Below are 12,415 nucleotides of genomic sequence, written 5' to 3' on the forward strand. Positions count from 1 at the left end.
CCTTATGGCGCATGAACAAGGAAATAGCATGAAACAGCATCGTTTGGCGGCTGCGGTTGCCCTGGTAGGCCTGGTACTGGCTGGCTGTGATCAACAGGCCAGCAGCCCCGAGCTGAAGACTCCGGCGCAGAAAGCCTCCTACGGTATCGGCCTGAACATGGGCAAGAGCTTGGCTCAGGAAGGCATGGAAGACCTTGATTCGAAATCGGTCGCCCTCGGTATCGAAGACGCCGTTGGCAAGAAAGAACAACGCATCAAGGACGAAGAGCTGGTAGAGGCGTTCACCGCCCTGCAGAAACGCGCCGAGGAGCGCCTGGCCAAGGCCAGCGAAGAAGCCGCCTCCGCCGGCAAGAAATTCCTCGAAGAAAACGCCAAGAAGCCAGGCGTGGTCACCACTGCCTCGGGCCTGCAGTACGAAGTGGTCAAGAAGGCTGATGGCCCGCAGCCAAAGCCGACCGACGTAGTCACTGTCCACTACGAAGGCAAACTGACCGATGGCAAGGTGTTCGACAGCTCTGTCGAGCGTGGCAGCCCGATCGACCTGCCGGTCAGCGGTGTGATCCCGGGTTGGGTCGAAGGCCTGCAGCTGATGCACGTTGGTGAGAAGTACAAGCTGTTCATCCCGGCTGAGCTGGCCTACGGCGCCCAAAGCCCAAGCCCGCTGATCCCGGCGAACTCGGTACTGGTGTTCGACCTGGAACTGATCGCCATCAAGGATCCGGCCCAGCTGCAGGGTGGCGAGCCGGAAGCCGAGGCTCCAGCTGAAGCGCCTGCTGAAGCACCTGCCAAGTAACATTGGTTGGTTCTTGCAAAACGCCCCGTCCTGACGGGGCGTTTTCGTTTGTGGCGATTGGACGAACCAGCAACAACTGATACTGTCCGAGGAAATGCAGCTAGTAGATGTAGGATGTTTCTGGCGCAAATCGTTTGCGGTCAGGTACCCACGGCTTGAAACGGTTGTGTAAAAAACGCCCGATCTGACCGTGGGCCTTGCCTGGCAGGCACCTGGGCTCAGAAACGCGACCCTGTTCACAAGGTTATCCACAATAAATGTGGATAACCTGTTCCGCCTGGAGGCTCCATGAGCGCACCCTGGAATTTTGCCCGTTTCCTGCCCTTGGCCGAGCGCCTGCTCAGCCGTGGTCGGCTGCCGGCCCTGCTGTTTGCAGTGGCCCGCAAAGGCCCGCGCATCGGTCAGTTGCGTGAGGACGTGAAACTGCTGCAGTCGCTGTGCCTGGCGTGGTGGCGTGGCGAATACCGCGCCATCAGCCCCAAGGCCCTGGTCACCATCGTGGCTGGCCTGCTGTATTTCGTCAGCCCCATCGATGCCATCCCCGACTGGTTGCTGGGCGTGGGTTTTCTCGATGACATCGCGGTGCTGGGCTGGGTGCTGAAGACCGTGGCCGACGAACTGGCGCGCTTCAAGGCTTGGCGCGACAGCCAGGCACCCGAGCGGCTGCGCGTGGTCGAGCGCCTGCCGGCTACCCCGCAAGCGCTGGGGCTGGAGCGCAACACGCAATGAAAACAGCCTGAACTGCAGTCAACCGGACAGACCCCGGAGTTGGTAATATAATTGGCATAAGGGTTATGCCTACGGATTACATGCTGTAATCCTTTTTTAAGGGGTTTGTAATGGGTATTCAGGTCATTAGCCGGGACGGTCAACCCGAGTACGCCGTCGTTCCCTGGGAGCAGTACCAGGCACTGCTCAAGGCGGCTGGGCAGGCGCCTGCAGAGGCGGTCGTCAGCGAAGAGCCCGGCTCAGCTGCCGTGGCGCCATTGCCGGCGTTCAGCGAAGTGGCGCAGATTCGCCAGGCCAAGGGCATTGCCCCTGAGCAACTGGCGCGCAATGTCGGGGTGAGCCCGGCGTATCTGGCCATGATCGAATCGGGTGAACGCCAGCCGGATGCTGCCATCCGCCGCGCCTTGGCCTGGCATCTGGGGGTGGCTGGCTGGAGCGAGCCATCATGAGCCAGGTCAGGATCAGCCGTCAGCACTGGGATAACCTGCTGGGCGAGCTTGACCTGGCCCGTCGTCAACGTCACTTGCTGACGTACCGAGCGCTGATCGAGCGCTTGCAACTGCCTAGCCCTGCCATGCAGACGCTGACCGCTGCGCTGGAGTACCTGGCGGTGCTGGATGCCCGTGCCGAGCAGCCGTTGCGCAGCTCCTTGGTGATCAGCCAGGGCGCAAGCCGTTTGCCGCGTACCGGCTTCTTTGAATGTGTTGAACGGCTGGGGCGCTTTGCCGGGCCGGTCGATGGCATGGAGGCGGCGTCGTGGCATGCCTCCGAGGTGGTCCGGGTGTTCGAGTACAGCTACCCGGAAACAGCCTGATTGTCAGCATCAGCGCGGTCCCTCCCGCCGGTACACCACCGGCCTGTAGGAGCAGCCTTGTGCTGCTCCTACAGATACAGCGCGAGGCTCAAGGCCTGTGGTGAACATGTGGGAGCTGGCTTGCCGGCGATAGGGCCAGAGCAGGCAAACCATGCCGGTGGATCAATCCACAACCTTTGCCATCAGCATCCACCACCTCCAATGCCTCCAGGTGCTGATGCCGCTCGAACAACTCCAGCAACTGCCCAAGCGTCGCATTGAGCCGCACCGTCGGCTGTCCAGCCAGTGGCGCGCTCATCGGCGTCGGTAAAGGCCAGCTTTCCCGCACCCCCAACTCTTGCGGCCGCCCCAGCAGGTAGCCCTGCACCAGGTCTACACCCATCTCAGTCAGCACTTTCAGTTCTTCTGCCAGCTCGATACCTTCGGCAATAACCTGTGCCTTCGAGGCCCGGGCAATCTGCAATATCGAGCCGACGAACTCGCGCTTGAGCGGGTCGCGGTGAATGCCGTCTATGAAGTGGCGGTCGATCTTCACGTATTCGGGGCGCAGCTCCGACCACAGGCGCAAGCTCGAATAGCCCGCGCCCAGATCGTCGAGGGCTATCGAGAAGCCCATGTCGCGGTAGTGGTGCAGTGCATTGGACAGCAGCTGGAAGTCGTCGGTCGGGGTGTGCTCGGTCAGCTCGATCACCACCCGGCTGGGCGGCAGGCCGACCTGCTCCAGCAGCTTCAGGGTAAGGCCGGACGGGTAGTGTGGCTCCAGCAACGATTCGGGCGAGATGTTGAGAAACAGCTTGCCCTGCAGTTGTTGCTCGCTGAAGCGCCGGCAGGCGCTTTCTCGGCAGGCGGCTTCCAGCTCGGTCAGGCGGCCGGCATGGCGGGCGATACTGAAGAGGTTCAGCGGTGCATGCAGCGGGCTGTTGGACGGCCCGCGGCTCAGCGCTTCATGGGCGAAAACCCGTTGCTCGCTCAGGCACATGATCGGCTGGAACAGACTGTGAATGCTGCGTTGAGCCAGGATGGCACTCAAGGCACTGAGCTGTTCGGCGACGGTCATGACGTATTCCTGAAAATGAAAGGGCCGGGCATCTGCATGCCCGGCCCCCGTATTTCACGACAGCGCGATGACTGTTTGATGACAGGTCACATTATTCTGCCATCACTGCCGGTGCGCCTTACTTCTTGGCCACCTTGGTGCTGGCGCTGAGGTAGTCGATCAGGATACGACCGGTTTCGGACAGGTAGGCGTCGTCCTCCGGCTTGGTGTTTTCATCTTCGACCGGCAACGCGTCCTCATCCTCTTTCTTCAGCTCTTTGAGCGGCTCTTCACCCTTGGCCTTGCGGCGGATGTTTTCCAGCGCCAGCTGCTTGGCTTCGATTTCGTCGTGGCGTGCACGGCGATCCTGCTCGTTGAGGCTGACGGTTTTTTCGGTCATCAGCTTCTGCGTCAGGGCCAGGCGGTCGCGAATGTAGGTGAACTCGGCATCCTTGTCGCTGCGCGCTTCATGCTGTGCCTTGAGCTGGGCCAGGTACGGCTTGAACGGGTCGGCCGCCGGCTTGACGACCGGGCGAATGGTGTCCCAGGGCATGGCCTCGGGCAGGGCGCTCTCGCCAATTTCCTTGGTGTCGATGATCGACGGGTAGTCGATGTCCGGCAGCACGCCCTGGTGTTGGGTGCTCTGCCCGGAAACCCGGTAGAACTTGGCCAGGGTCAGCTTCAGCTCGCCATGGTTGAGCGGCTGGATGGTCTGCACGGTGCCTTTACCGAAGGTCTGGCCACCGATGATCAGCGCGCGGTGGTAGTCCTGCATGGCGCCGGCGAAGATCTCTGACGCCGAGGCCGACAGGCGGTTCACCAGCAGGGCCAGCGGGCCCTTGTAGAAGGCGCCCGGGTTTTCGTCTTCCAGCACGTCGACGCGGCCGTCGCTGTTGCGCACCAGTACGGTCGGGCCTTTCTCGATGAACAGGCTGGTCAGCTCGGTGGCTTCCTGCAGCGAGCCGCCGCCGTTGTTGCGCAGGTCGATGACCACGCCGTCGACTTTCTCCTTCTGCAGTTCGGTGAGCAGTTTCTTCACGTCACGCGTGGTGCTCTTGTATTCCGGGTCACCGGCGCGGTAAGCCTTGAAGTCGAGGTAGAAGGCCGGGATCTCGATGATGCCCAACTTGTAGTCACGCCCGTCCTGCTTGAGCTTGAGCACCGACTTTTTCGCCGCCTGCTCTTCGAGTTTTACCGCTTCACGGGTGATCGACACGACCTTGCTGGTCTGGTCGCTCGGCGCATTGCTGGCCGGGATGACTTCCAGGCGTACCACCGAGCCTTTCGGGCCACGGATCAGCTTGACCACTTCGTCCAGGCGCCAGCCGACCACGTCGACCATTTCCTTGTTGCCCTGGGCCACGCCGATGATCTTGTCGGCCGGGGCTACCTGCTTGGTCTTGGCTGCCGGGCCTGCCGGCACCAGGCGCACGATCTTGACCTGGTCGTTGTCGCTTTGCAGCACCGCGCCGATGCCTTCGAGCGACAGGCTCATGTTGATGTCGAAATTCTCGGCGTTATCCGGCGACAGGTAGTTGGTGTGCGGGTCGTAGGACTGGGCGAAGGTGTTGATGTAGGCCTGGAAGATATCCTCGGCACGGGTCTGGTCGAGGCGCGCCAGCTGGTTCTTGTAGCGCTTGGTCAGGGTTTCCTGGATCTGCTTGGGTTCCTTGCCGGCGATCTTCTGGCGCAGCACTTCGTCCTTGACGCGTTTGCGCCACAGGTCGTCGAGCTCGGCTTGGTCCTTCATCCACGGGGCATCCTTGCGGTCGATCAGCAAGGTTTCCTTGGTGTTGAAGTCGATCTTGTCCACGCCCTTGTTCAGCTCGGCCAGGGCAAAGTCCAGGCGCTGCTTGACGCGGTCCAGGTAGCGTTTGTAGATGGTGAAGCCCGGGTCAAGGTTGCCGCTCTTGAGGAAATCGTCGAATTGCGTTTTCCACTTGTCGAATTCGGCAATGTCGGCAGCGGTGAAGTAGCTGCGCGCCGGGTCCAGCAGCTTGATGTAGCTGTCGTAGATGATGAGCGAACGGGCATCGTCCAGAGGCGGCTTGCTGTAGTGGTGGCGCTTGAGCAATTCCACCACGTTGAGGCTGGCGACGATCTCGTCGCGGTCCGGCTGCAGGCCGTCCCACTTGTTGGCGGCCGCTGCATTGCCGCCGAGCGCGAGGCTACCCAGGCCGATCATTACAGCGAGGGCGGTGCTTGGGAGGAAATGCTTCATGCTGATTCGACGTGGAGGCAATTGATCACGCATAGTAGGCCGTCTTTTCCGTTGCCGGTTCCATGGAACCGGGCAAATACTGCAAAAAGCCTGGGGTGTGCGTTCCCCAGGCCCAGTCATGATTCAACTATGGAGGCACTGTGAAGGCATTGCAAGGCGTTGACGGACATGTGGAGTGGGTCGAGGCCGAACGCCCGGCCTGTGACGCGGGCCAAGTGCGCATTCGCGTGGCGGCTGCGGGCCTGAACCGCGCCGATCTGCTGCAAATGAAAGGTTTGTACCCGCCGCCGCCCGGTGCCAGCCCGTACATGGGCCTTGAATGCGCCGGTGTGGTTGAGGAAGTGGGCGCCGGTGCCGACTGGCGCGTGGGCGACCGGGTGTGCGCACTGCTGGCTAGCGGCGCCATGGCCGAGGAGGTGGTGGTCGATGCCCGCCATGTACTGCCGGTACCCGAAGGGCTCAGCTTGCATGAAGCGGCAGCCTTGCCGGAGGTGTATGCCACTGCCTGGCTGAACATCTTCCAGCTGGGTGGCGTGAAGGCCGGTGAGAAGGTGCTGGTGCATGCTGGCGCCAGTGGCGTTGGCTCGGCCGCCATTCAGCTGTGCAAGGCATTCGGCAGCCCGGTGTGGGTCAGCGTCGGCTCGCCCGATCGCCTGGCCTATTGCGAAGCGCTGGGCGCTGCGGGTGGTGTGGTACGTAACGAGAACCTGGATGCACTGGAAGGTTTCGGGCCGTTCGACGTGATTCTCGACCCGGTGGGCGCCAGCTACGGTGAGCTCAACCTCAAGCTGCTGGCCCGTGACGGCCGTTGGGTGATCATCGGCCTGATGGGTGGGCGCAAGTTTGAGCTGGACCTGGCCCAGGTGCTGGGCAAGCGCCTGGAGATTACCGGCTCTACGCTGCGCAACCGTGACGACGGCTTCAAGGCCGAGTTGCTGCGCGAGCTGCAACAGCAGGTGTGGCCGCTGTTCGCCGAAGGGCGCTTGTCGCCGCAGCTGGTCGATACCTACCCGGTGGAGTTTGCCCAGGCGGCGTATGCCGAGCTTGAGACCAACCAGGTGTCGGGCAAGTTGGTGATGGTCATAGATCCGAGCCAGGCTTGATATTGCCGGGGCTGCTTTGCAGCCCTTTCGCGGCACAAGGCCGCTCCTACAAGGGATCGCATCAGGTCGAACCTGTGCGTAAATCCCTGTAGGAGCGGCCTTGTGCCGCGAAAGGGGCGCAAAGCACACCCAAGGCCTTCAAGACCAGCTCAGAATCGGCCATCCATTGGTCTGGGCATGCTCGCGCAGCACCGCATCCGGGTTCACCACATGCGGGTGATCTACCTTCAGCAACAACGGCAAGTCATTGCGCGAATCGGAATAGAAACTCGCCCCCTCCAGGTTTTCCTGTTCCTGATCCAGCCACTCCAGCAACCGGGTGATCTTGCCCTCGCGGTAGGTCAGCACCCCGTGAGTCTTGCCCGTATACACCCCGTTCACCGCCTCCAGCTCGATCGCCAGGTACTCATCCACCCCCAGGCGCGCCGCAATGGGCCCGACCAGGTGCGTCCCCGAAGCGGAAATGATCAGAATGCGGTCCCCACGCTGGCGGTGCTCGGCAATGCAGCGGCAGGCGTCGCCGTAGATGATGGGCTCGATCACGTCCTCGACCCACGGCTCAACCAGATGCTCGACCTCCTCCAGCGTACGCCCGGCCATCGGCTCCAGGCTGAAGGCCATGTAGTCCTCCATCTGCAGGTGGCCCTTGCCGTAGGCCTCCATCAGCTCACGGTCGCGGCGCAGGAAGTCCTTGCCGTCGACCCAGCCCAACCGGGCCATTTGCTCGCTCCACAGCGACGCACAGTCCCCGTGGATCAGGGTTTCGTCCAGATCGAAAATTGCCAGTGCCATTGTGTTGAATCTCCTTAAGCCACTTCCCGCAGCGCTGTCGGGTCGATCGACAAGCTAACGCGTTTTCCGTCCGCGTGCAGGTCGGCCGGCGAGCGGTTGAGCACGTCGACCACCAGTTCCACCTCGCGCACGTTTACGCGGTAGCGAATCACATTGCCCAGCAGGCTGTGGCTGCGTACTTCTGCGTCCAGTTCGCCATTCACGCCCAGGGTGATCGACTCCGGGCGGATCGCCAGGCGGCTGGCCACCGGGCGTTGCAGCAGGCGGCTGGCGCTGTCGGCGTCGAGCAGGTTGTAGTTGCCGATAAAGCCGGCGGCAAACAGGTCCACGGGCGCTGTGTAGAGGGTTTCGGCATCGCCGCTCTGCACGATACGCCCCTGGTTCATCAGGAAGATGCGGTCGGACAGGGTCAGCGCTTCTTCCTGGTCGTGGGTAACGAAGATGGTGGTCAGCCCAAGTTCACGCTGAATGGCACGAATCTGCTCGCGCAGGTGTTTGCGAATGCGCGCATCCAGTGCCGACAATGGCTCGTCGAGCAGCAGCAGGCGCGGGCGGGTAACCAGCGAGCGGGCCAGGGCCACGCGCTGGCACTGGCCGCCAGACAACTGGTGCGGGTAGCGCCCGGCAAAGTTGCCCAGCTCCACCAGCGCCAGCACCTCGCGCACCCGGGCCTGGCTTTCGTCGGCCTTGACCTTCTGCATGCGCAGGCCAAAAGCCACGTTCTGTTCCACGGTCATGTTGGGGAACAGCGCGTAGCTCTGGAACACCATGCCTATGCCACGCTTTTGCGGGCTCAGCGGCACGATGTCGTGGCCGTCGAGGAGTATCTGCCCGCTGTCTACCGGGGTCAGCCCGGCGATGCAGCGCAGCAGGGTGGACTTGCCGCAGCCGGACGGGCCCAGCAGGGTAACGAACTCGCCGCGTTCGATGTGGCAGTCGATGTTCTCGAATACCGGGCTGCCGGCGTAGCTTTTCTGCAGTTTCTGTACGCTGACGAAGCTCATGTCAGGTCTTGTCCTTGTTCAGGCGGTTGGCGACCCAGGTCAGTACCAGCACGAAGGCGAAGTACGAGATCACCAGTGCGCTGTTGAAGTGGCCGCTGCTGTTGCGCATGTTGTTCAGGTACACCTGCAGGGTCTCATAGCGGGTGCCGACCAGCAGGTTGGCGAACACGAATTCGCCGAACAGGAACGAGAACGACAGCAGCAGCGCCACCATCAGGCCCTTGCGCAGGTTTGGCAGCACCACCAGCAGCGCGGCCTGCCAGGTGCTGGCGCCGAGCAGTTGGGCGGCGTCCATCAGGTCGCGCAGGTTGATGGCCTGCAGGTTGTTGGTAATGGCCCGGTACATGAACGGCAGGGCGATGGTGAAGTAGCAGCCGATCAGGATCCATGGCGTGCCGACCATGGCCATCGGCCCGCTGCCGTACAGCTGCAGCAGCCCTACCGACGACACTACCGGCGGTACCGCGAACGGCAGCAGGATGAGGATGTTCATCAGCGCGTCGAGCCGCGGGAAGTGGTAGTGCACCACGAACAGCAGCGGCAGTATCAGCACCACCGACAGCAGCAGCGCCCCCATGCACACCAGCAGCGACTGGCCGAAGGCGGCCAGGAAGCGCGGCTCGCTCCACAATGCCACGTACCATTTCAGGGTCAGGCCGCTGGGCAGCAGGCTGGCCGACCAGCTGGTCGCCAGCGAATAGAGCAGGGTGCCGGCCAGTGGCAGCAGCAGGATCAGGAACAGCAGGTAGACCACGATGCGGTGGTACCAGCCGCCGGAACGGGTGTCAGCGCGCATGGTAGCTCCGTTTCAGTAGCCATTGATGCACCACCGTGACCAGCGTCATCAGCCCCACCAGCACCATCGCCAGGGCGCTGGCCAGGTTGGGGTCGAGGCTGATGTCGCCGGCCACCAGGCCAGCGATGCGGATCGGCAGTACGTTGAAATTGCCGGTGGTCAACGCATACACGGTGGCGTAGGCGCCCAGGGCATTGGCCAGCAGGATGACGAACGTGCCCAGCAGTGCCGGGGTCAGCACCGGCAAGCCGATGTGCCGCCAGTATTGCCAGTGATTGGCACCGAGCAGCGCGGCCGACTCGCGCCAGTCTTCACGCAGGGCGTCGAAGGCGGGGTAGAGCAGCAACACGCCCAACGGGATCTGGAAGTAGGTGTACACCAGGATCAGCCCGCTTTTGGAGTAGATGCTGAAGTCTTCCAAAAGGCCGATCTGCTTGAGCAGCAGCGTCAGTGCGCCGTTGAAACCGAGCAGGATGATGAAGGCGAAGGCCAGCGGCACCCCGGCAAAGTTGCTGGTCATGTTGGCGAAGGCGCTGACGAAGTCGCGCAGTTTCGAGTTCACCTGGCGCAGCGAATAAGCGCCAAGGGTGGCGATGACGATGCCGAACAGACTCGACCAGAAGCTGATTTCCAGGCTGCGTTGCAGTGCCTGCAGGTAGAACTTCGAGCTGAATACCTTGCTGAAATTTTCGACGCCCCAGCCGGCTTCCGATTGCACGCTGTTGATCGCTACCCAGGCCAGCGGGGCAATCTGGAATACGACAAAGAACACGGCAAATGGCAGCAGGCAGAGCAGGGCCAGGTAGCGGCCACGGGCGCCGCTGCGCTTGGGTGCCGTCACTTCAGCAGCTCCCGGCACACGGTCTTGTCGTGGGCAGCGCCAAGCAGCTCGCACATGGTGCCGCACAGCTCGGTCTGCAACGGCTTGGCCGCCGGGTCCAGGCTGAACGCGTCGCCAAAGACGAATAATGGCACTTCGCGCTCCTCGGCCAGCAAACCGTTGTGCGAGCGGTCGTTGTTCATGCCGTGGTCGGCGGTGACCAGTACCTGGTAGCCCTCTTCGAGCCAGCCTGGCAGGTAGTCGGCCAGCAAGATATCGGCGCTGCGCGCGGCGTTGCGGTACTGGCTGCTGTCCAGGCCGTGGTGGTGGCCGACATCGTCGATGCTCATCGGGTGCACCAGCAGGAAGTTGGGGGCATGGCGGCGGCGCAGGTATTCGCCATCGGCCAGCAGGTGCGAATCGGGGTAGCGGTCGTCCCAGTAGAACAGCCCGTGCTGGATCGGCAACTTCGGCGCGTGGGTATGGCGGTCGCGCTGCGGGTCGAAGGGCGAGCGGTTGTACAGCTCGCTCATCCAGTGATAAGCCGCCGCTGCGGTGCCCAGGTTGGCCTCGCGGGCGTAGTGGAACACGCTGCGCTGGTTGGACAGGCGGTTGACGTTGTTGTGCACGATGCCGCTGTCGATCGGCGGTACGCCGGTGAGGATGCATTCGTACAGCGGCCGTGACAGCGATGGTAGCTCGCATTCCACGCGGTACAGCGCGGCGCGGTCGGCCTCGACATAGGCATGCAGGTGGCCCATGGCGTGGTGGGCGACCTGATAGTTCAGGCCGTCTAGCAGGACCAGGATGACGTTGTGTTGCATGGTGGCTCCAGTCATAAACCGCGTTGGCTTCTTCGCGGGCATGCCCGCTCCCACAGGGTTTTGCACGGTCTCTGTGGGAGCGGGCGTGCCCGCGAAAGGGCCGGGTCAGGCACTAGACAAGCTAGCCCTTTACTCCATCTCGATGATCACCTGCTCCTGCCACATCTGCGGCAGTTTCTTGGAGGTGGCTTCCCAGGCTTCGGCATTCTTGATCGGCTGGGCGGCACCGTACTGCTCGTTAGGCAGCAACTTGGCCTGCACATCCGCCGGCAGCTTCAGGTGCTCGGCACGGATCGGCCGGGCATGCCCTTTGGCCAGATTGATCTGCCCGGCATCGCTGAAGATGTATTCGCGGGTCAGTTTGGCCGCGTTGGGGTGCTTGGCGTATTTGTTGATGACCGTGGTATAGCCGGAGATTACCGAGCCGTCCGACGGGATCAGCACTTCGAAGCGCTTGGGGTCGATCTGTTCACGGTAGCTCAGGCCGTTGAAGTCCCACACCACGCCGACTTCCACCTCGCCTTTCTCCAGGGTCTGGATGGTCGGGTTGGCCAGCGACAGGCGCTTCTGCTGGGCCAGTTTGGTGAACAGCTGCAGGCCCGGCGCCACGTTGCTTTCGTCGCCTTTGTAGGCGATGGCGGCGGCGAGCACCCCATTGGCGGCCTGGGCGGCAGTGCCCACGTCGCCGATGGCGACCTTGTACTTGCCTTTTTCCAGGTCATGCCAGGTTTTTGGCCGTTCCTCTTCCTTGACCAGGTCCTTGTTGATAATGAAGGCGATGGTACCGGTATAGGCCAGCGCCCAGTGGCCGTCCTTGTCCTTGGCCCACTCCGGCACCTGGTCCCAGGTGCTTGGTTTGTACGGCTGGCTCACGCCCTTGGTCACGGCGATGGGGCCGAAGGCGGCACCCACGTCACCGATGTCGGCGCTGGCGTTGTCCTTCTCGGCTTCAAACTTGGCGATTTCCTGGGCCGAGCTCATGTCGGTGTCGCTGTGCTTGAGGCCGTACTTGCTGGCCAGGTCTTCCCAGGTGCCTTTCCAGTTGGCCCAGGCATCGGGCATGCCCACGCTGTTGACGGTGCCTTCCTTGCGGGCGGCATCTTCCAGGGCCTTGAGGTCCTCGGCCATGGCCGAGGTACAGAACGCGATGGCCGAACCGAGCAGTGACGCCATGAACAACTTTTTCATCCGTAGCTCCTTGGGTGGGTGCCTTTAACCGATCGTTGTTATGAGTGAAGCCGTTGCCTGGAACCTTTGGTCTAGGTCAGCAAACCTTGAGCCAAGGTAGGCCGCTTGCGTGACAATTTGATGTAGGGAAGGGCCCGTGCCGCTGGCTGCGGGCTCCTGGCAATACAGCGTAGACCATGGTGAACCCGCGGTTTTGCGGGGCTGGCCCGATTCTGGCAGTACCCCGTGGGCAGCCTTGTCACAGGATGTTCATCAGCCCTGCCTAGGCTTGCACTATTCTCCAAGTGCCCTGTTC

General features: G+C 62.5%; 13 protein-coding genes. 5 read left to right on the forward strand and 8 right to left on the reverse strand.

The genetic code is table 11. The features are described from left to right. Positions 1-28: 28 nt before the first annotated feature. The 4 genes from MRBLPB4O_RS06325 to MRBLPB4O_RS06340 all read left to right on the forward strand — a co-directional run bounded on the left by MRBLPB4O_RS06325 (position 29) and on the right by MRBLPB4O_RS06340 (position 2,336). Positions 29-793 carry an FKBP-type peptidyl-prolyl cis-trans isomerase gene (locus tag MRBLPB4O_RS06325; RefSeq protein WP_234229165.1) on the forward strand — a complete coding sequence of 255 codons (765 nt, stop codon included), beginning with the start codon at positions 29-31 and terminating at the stop codon, positions 791-793. A gap of 288 nt (positions 794-1,081) precedes the next feature. Next, the gene (locus MRBLPB4O_RS06330) at positions 1,082-1,522 is read left to right on the forward strand and encodes a YkvA family protein (RefSeq protein ID WP_341797823.1); all 441 of its coding nucleotides are present in this window, start codon (positions 1,082-1,084) and stop codon (positions 1,520-1,522) included. Positions 1,523-1,632: 110 nt separating this feature from the next. Continuing rightward, positions 1,633-1,971: a helix-turn-helix transcriptional regulator gene (locus MRBLPB4O_RS06335; protein WP_016501065.1), complete on the forward strand. Its 339-nt coding sequence runs from the start codon at positions 1,633-1,635 to the stop codon at positions 1,969-1,971. Then, positions 1,968-2,336 carry a hypothetical protein gene (locus MRBLPB4O_RS06340; protein ID WP_016501064.1) on the forward strand — a complete coding sequence of 123 codons (369 nt, stop codon included), beginning with the start codon at positions 1,968-1,970 and terminating at the stop codon, positions 2,334-2,336. Before MRBLPB4O_RS06335 ends, MRBLPB4O_RS06340 begins: the two co-directional genes overlap by 4 nt. 88 nt (positions 2,337-2,424) lie before the next feature. On the opposite strand, the gene MRBLPB4O_RS06345 is transcribed toward MRBLPB4O_RS06340, so the two are convergent. Together MRBLPB4O_RS06345 and MRBLPB4O_RS06350 are read right to left on the reverse strand one after the other, a co-directional pair. Continuing rightward, positions 2,425-3,393, reverse strand: a complete 969-nt coding sequence (locus MRBLPB4O_RS06345) for an EAL domain-containing protein (RefSeq protein ID WP_341797824.1) — start codon at positions 3,391-3,393, stop codon at positions 2,425-2,427. Between the two features lie 118 nt (positions 3,394-3,511). Continuing rightward, positions 3,512-5,593, reverse strand: coding sequence for a carboxy terminal-processing peptidase (locus tag MRBLPB4O_RS06350; protein WP_341797825.1), 2,082 nt, complete (start codon positions 5,591-5,593; stop codon positions 3,512-3,514). A gap of 140 nt (positions 5,594-5,733) precedes the next feature. Between MRBLPB4O_RS06350 and MRBLPB4O_RS06355 the strand changes: the two genes are divergently transcribed. Then, entirely contained in the window at positions 5,734-6,696 is a 963-nt protein-coding gene (locus MRBLPB4O_RS06355; RefSeq protein WP_341797826.1) for an NAD(P)H-quinone oxidoreductase, read from the forward strand. Between the two features lie 138 nt (positions 6,697-6,834). Here MRBLPB4O_RS06355 and MRBLPB4O_RS06360 read toward each other — a convergent pair whose 3' ends face one another. The 6 genes from MRBLPB4O_RS06360 to MRBLPB4O_RS06385 all read right to left on the reverse strand — a co-directional run bounded on the left by MRBLPB4O_RS06360 (position 6,835) and on the right by MRBLPB4O_RS06385 (position 12,120). Continuing rightward, a complete protein-coding gene (locus MRBLPB4O_RS06360) occupies positions 6,835-7,488 on the reverse strand; it encodes an HAD family hydrolase (protein WP_341797827.1) in 654 nt (217 codons plus the stop codon). A gap of 14 nt (positions 7,489-7,502) precedes the next feature. Further along, on the reverse strand, positions 7,503-8,492 hold the full coding sequence (locus MRBLPB4O_RS06365) for an ABC transporter ATP-binding protein (RefSeq protein WP_016501059.1): 990 nt from the start codon (positions 8,490-8,492) through the stop codon (positions 7,503-7,505). A 1-nt stretch (position 8,493) separates the two neighbouring features. Beyond that, positions 8,494-9,288 (reverse strand): ABC transporter permease, encoded by a 795-nt coding sequence (locus MRBLPB4O_RS06370; protein WP_059395324.1) that lies wholly within the window; start codon positions 9,286-9,288, stop codon positions 8,494-8,496. Then, a complete protein-coding gene (locus MRBLPB4O_RS06375) occupies positions 9,278-10,129 on the reverse strand; it encodes an ABC transporter permease subunit (RefSeq protein ID WP_341797828.1) in 852 nt (283 codons plus the stop codon). The genes MRBLPB4O_RS06370 and MRBLPB4O_RS06375 overlap by 11 nt, the downstream gene beginning before the upstream one ends. After that, positions 10,126-10,932, reverse strand: a complete 807-nt coding sequence (locus MRBLPB4O_RS06380; protein WP_341797829.1) for an alkaline phosphatase family protein — start codon at positions 10,930-10,932, stop codon at positions 10,126-10,128. Before MRBLPB4O_RS06380 ends, MRBLPB4O_RS06375 begins: the two co-directional genes overlap by 4 nt. Before the next feature lie 129 nt (positions 10,933-11,061). Next, positions 11,062-12,120 carry an extracellular solute-binding protein gene (locus MRBLPB4O_RS06385; RefSeq protein WP_341797830.1) on the reverse strand — a complete coding sequence of 353 codons (1,059 nt, stop codon included), beginning with the start codon at positions 12,118-12,120 and terminating at the stop codon, positions 11,062-11,064. Between the last annotated feature and the right edge of the window lie 295 nt (positions 12,121-12,415).

This window comes from Pseudomonas sp. LPB4.O (assembly GCF_038383825.1).
GTDB lineage: Bacteria > Pseudomonadota > Gammaproteobacteria > Pseudomonadales > Pseudomonadaceae > Aquipseudomonas > Aquipseudomonas putida.

What these genes read in the sequence shown, in the direction of transcription:
- MRBLPB4O_RS06325 (WP_234229165.1), top strand. Translation starts at nt 29, where the DNA reads ATGAAACAGCATCGTTTGGCGGCTGCGGTTGCCCTGGTAGGCCTGGTA.
- MRBLPB4O_RS06330 (WP_341797823.1), top strand. Translation starts at nt 1,082, where the DNA reads ATGAGCGCACCCTGGAATTTTGCCCGTTTCCTGCCCTTGGCCGAGCGC.
- MRBLPB4O_RS06335 (WP_016501065.1), top strand. Translation starts at nt 1,633, where the DNA reads ATGGGTATTCAGGTCATTAGCCGGGACGGTCAACCCGAGTACGCCGTC.
- MRBLPB4O_RS06340 (WP_016501064.1), top strand. Translation starts at nt 1,968, where the DNA reads ATGAGCCAGGTCAGGATCAGCCGTCAGCACTGGGATAACCTGCTGGGC.
- MRBLPB4O_RS06345 (WP_341797824.1), bottom strand. Translation starts at nt 3,393, where the DNA reads ATGACCGTCGCCGAACAGCTCAGTGCCTTGAGTGCCATCCTGGCTCAA.
- MRBLPB4O_RS06350 (WP_341797825.1), bottom strand. Translation starts at nt 5,593, where the DNA reads ATGAAGCATTTCCTCCCAAGCACCGCCCTCGCTGTAATGATCGGCCTG.
- MRBLPB4O_RS06360 (WP_341797827.1), bottom strand. Translation starts at nt 7,488, where the DNA reads ATGGCACTGGCAATTTTCGATCTGGACGAAACCCTGATCCACGGGGAC.
- MRBLPB4O_RS06365 (WP_016501059.1), bottom strand. Translation starts at nt 8,492, where the DNA reads ATGAGCTTCGTCAGCGTACAGAAACTGCAGAAAAGCTACGCCGGCAGC.
- MRBLPB4O_RS06370 (WP_059395324.1), bottom strand. Translation starts at nt 9,288, where the DNA reads ATGCGCGCTGACACCCGTTCCGGCGGCTGGTACCACCGCATCGTGGTC.
- MRBLPB4O_RS06380 (WP_341797829.1), bottom strand. Translation starts at nt 10,932, where the DNA reads ATGCAACACAACGTCATCCTGGTCCTGCTAGACGGCCTGAACTATCAG.
- MRBLPB4O_RS06385 (WP_341797830.1), bottom strand. Translation starts at nt 12,120, where the DNA reads ATGAAAAAGTTGTTCATGGCGTCACTGCTCGGTTCGGCCATCGCGTTC.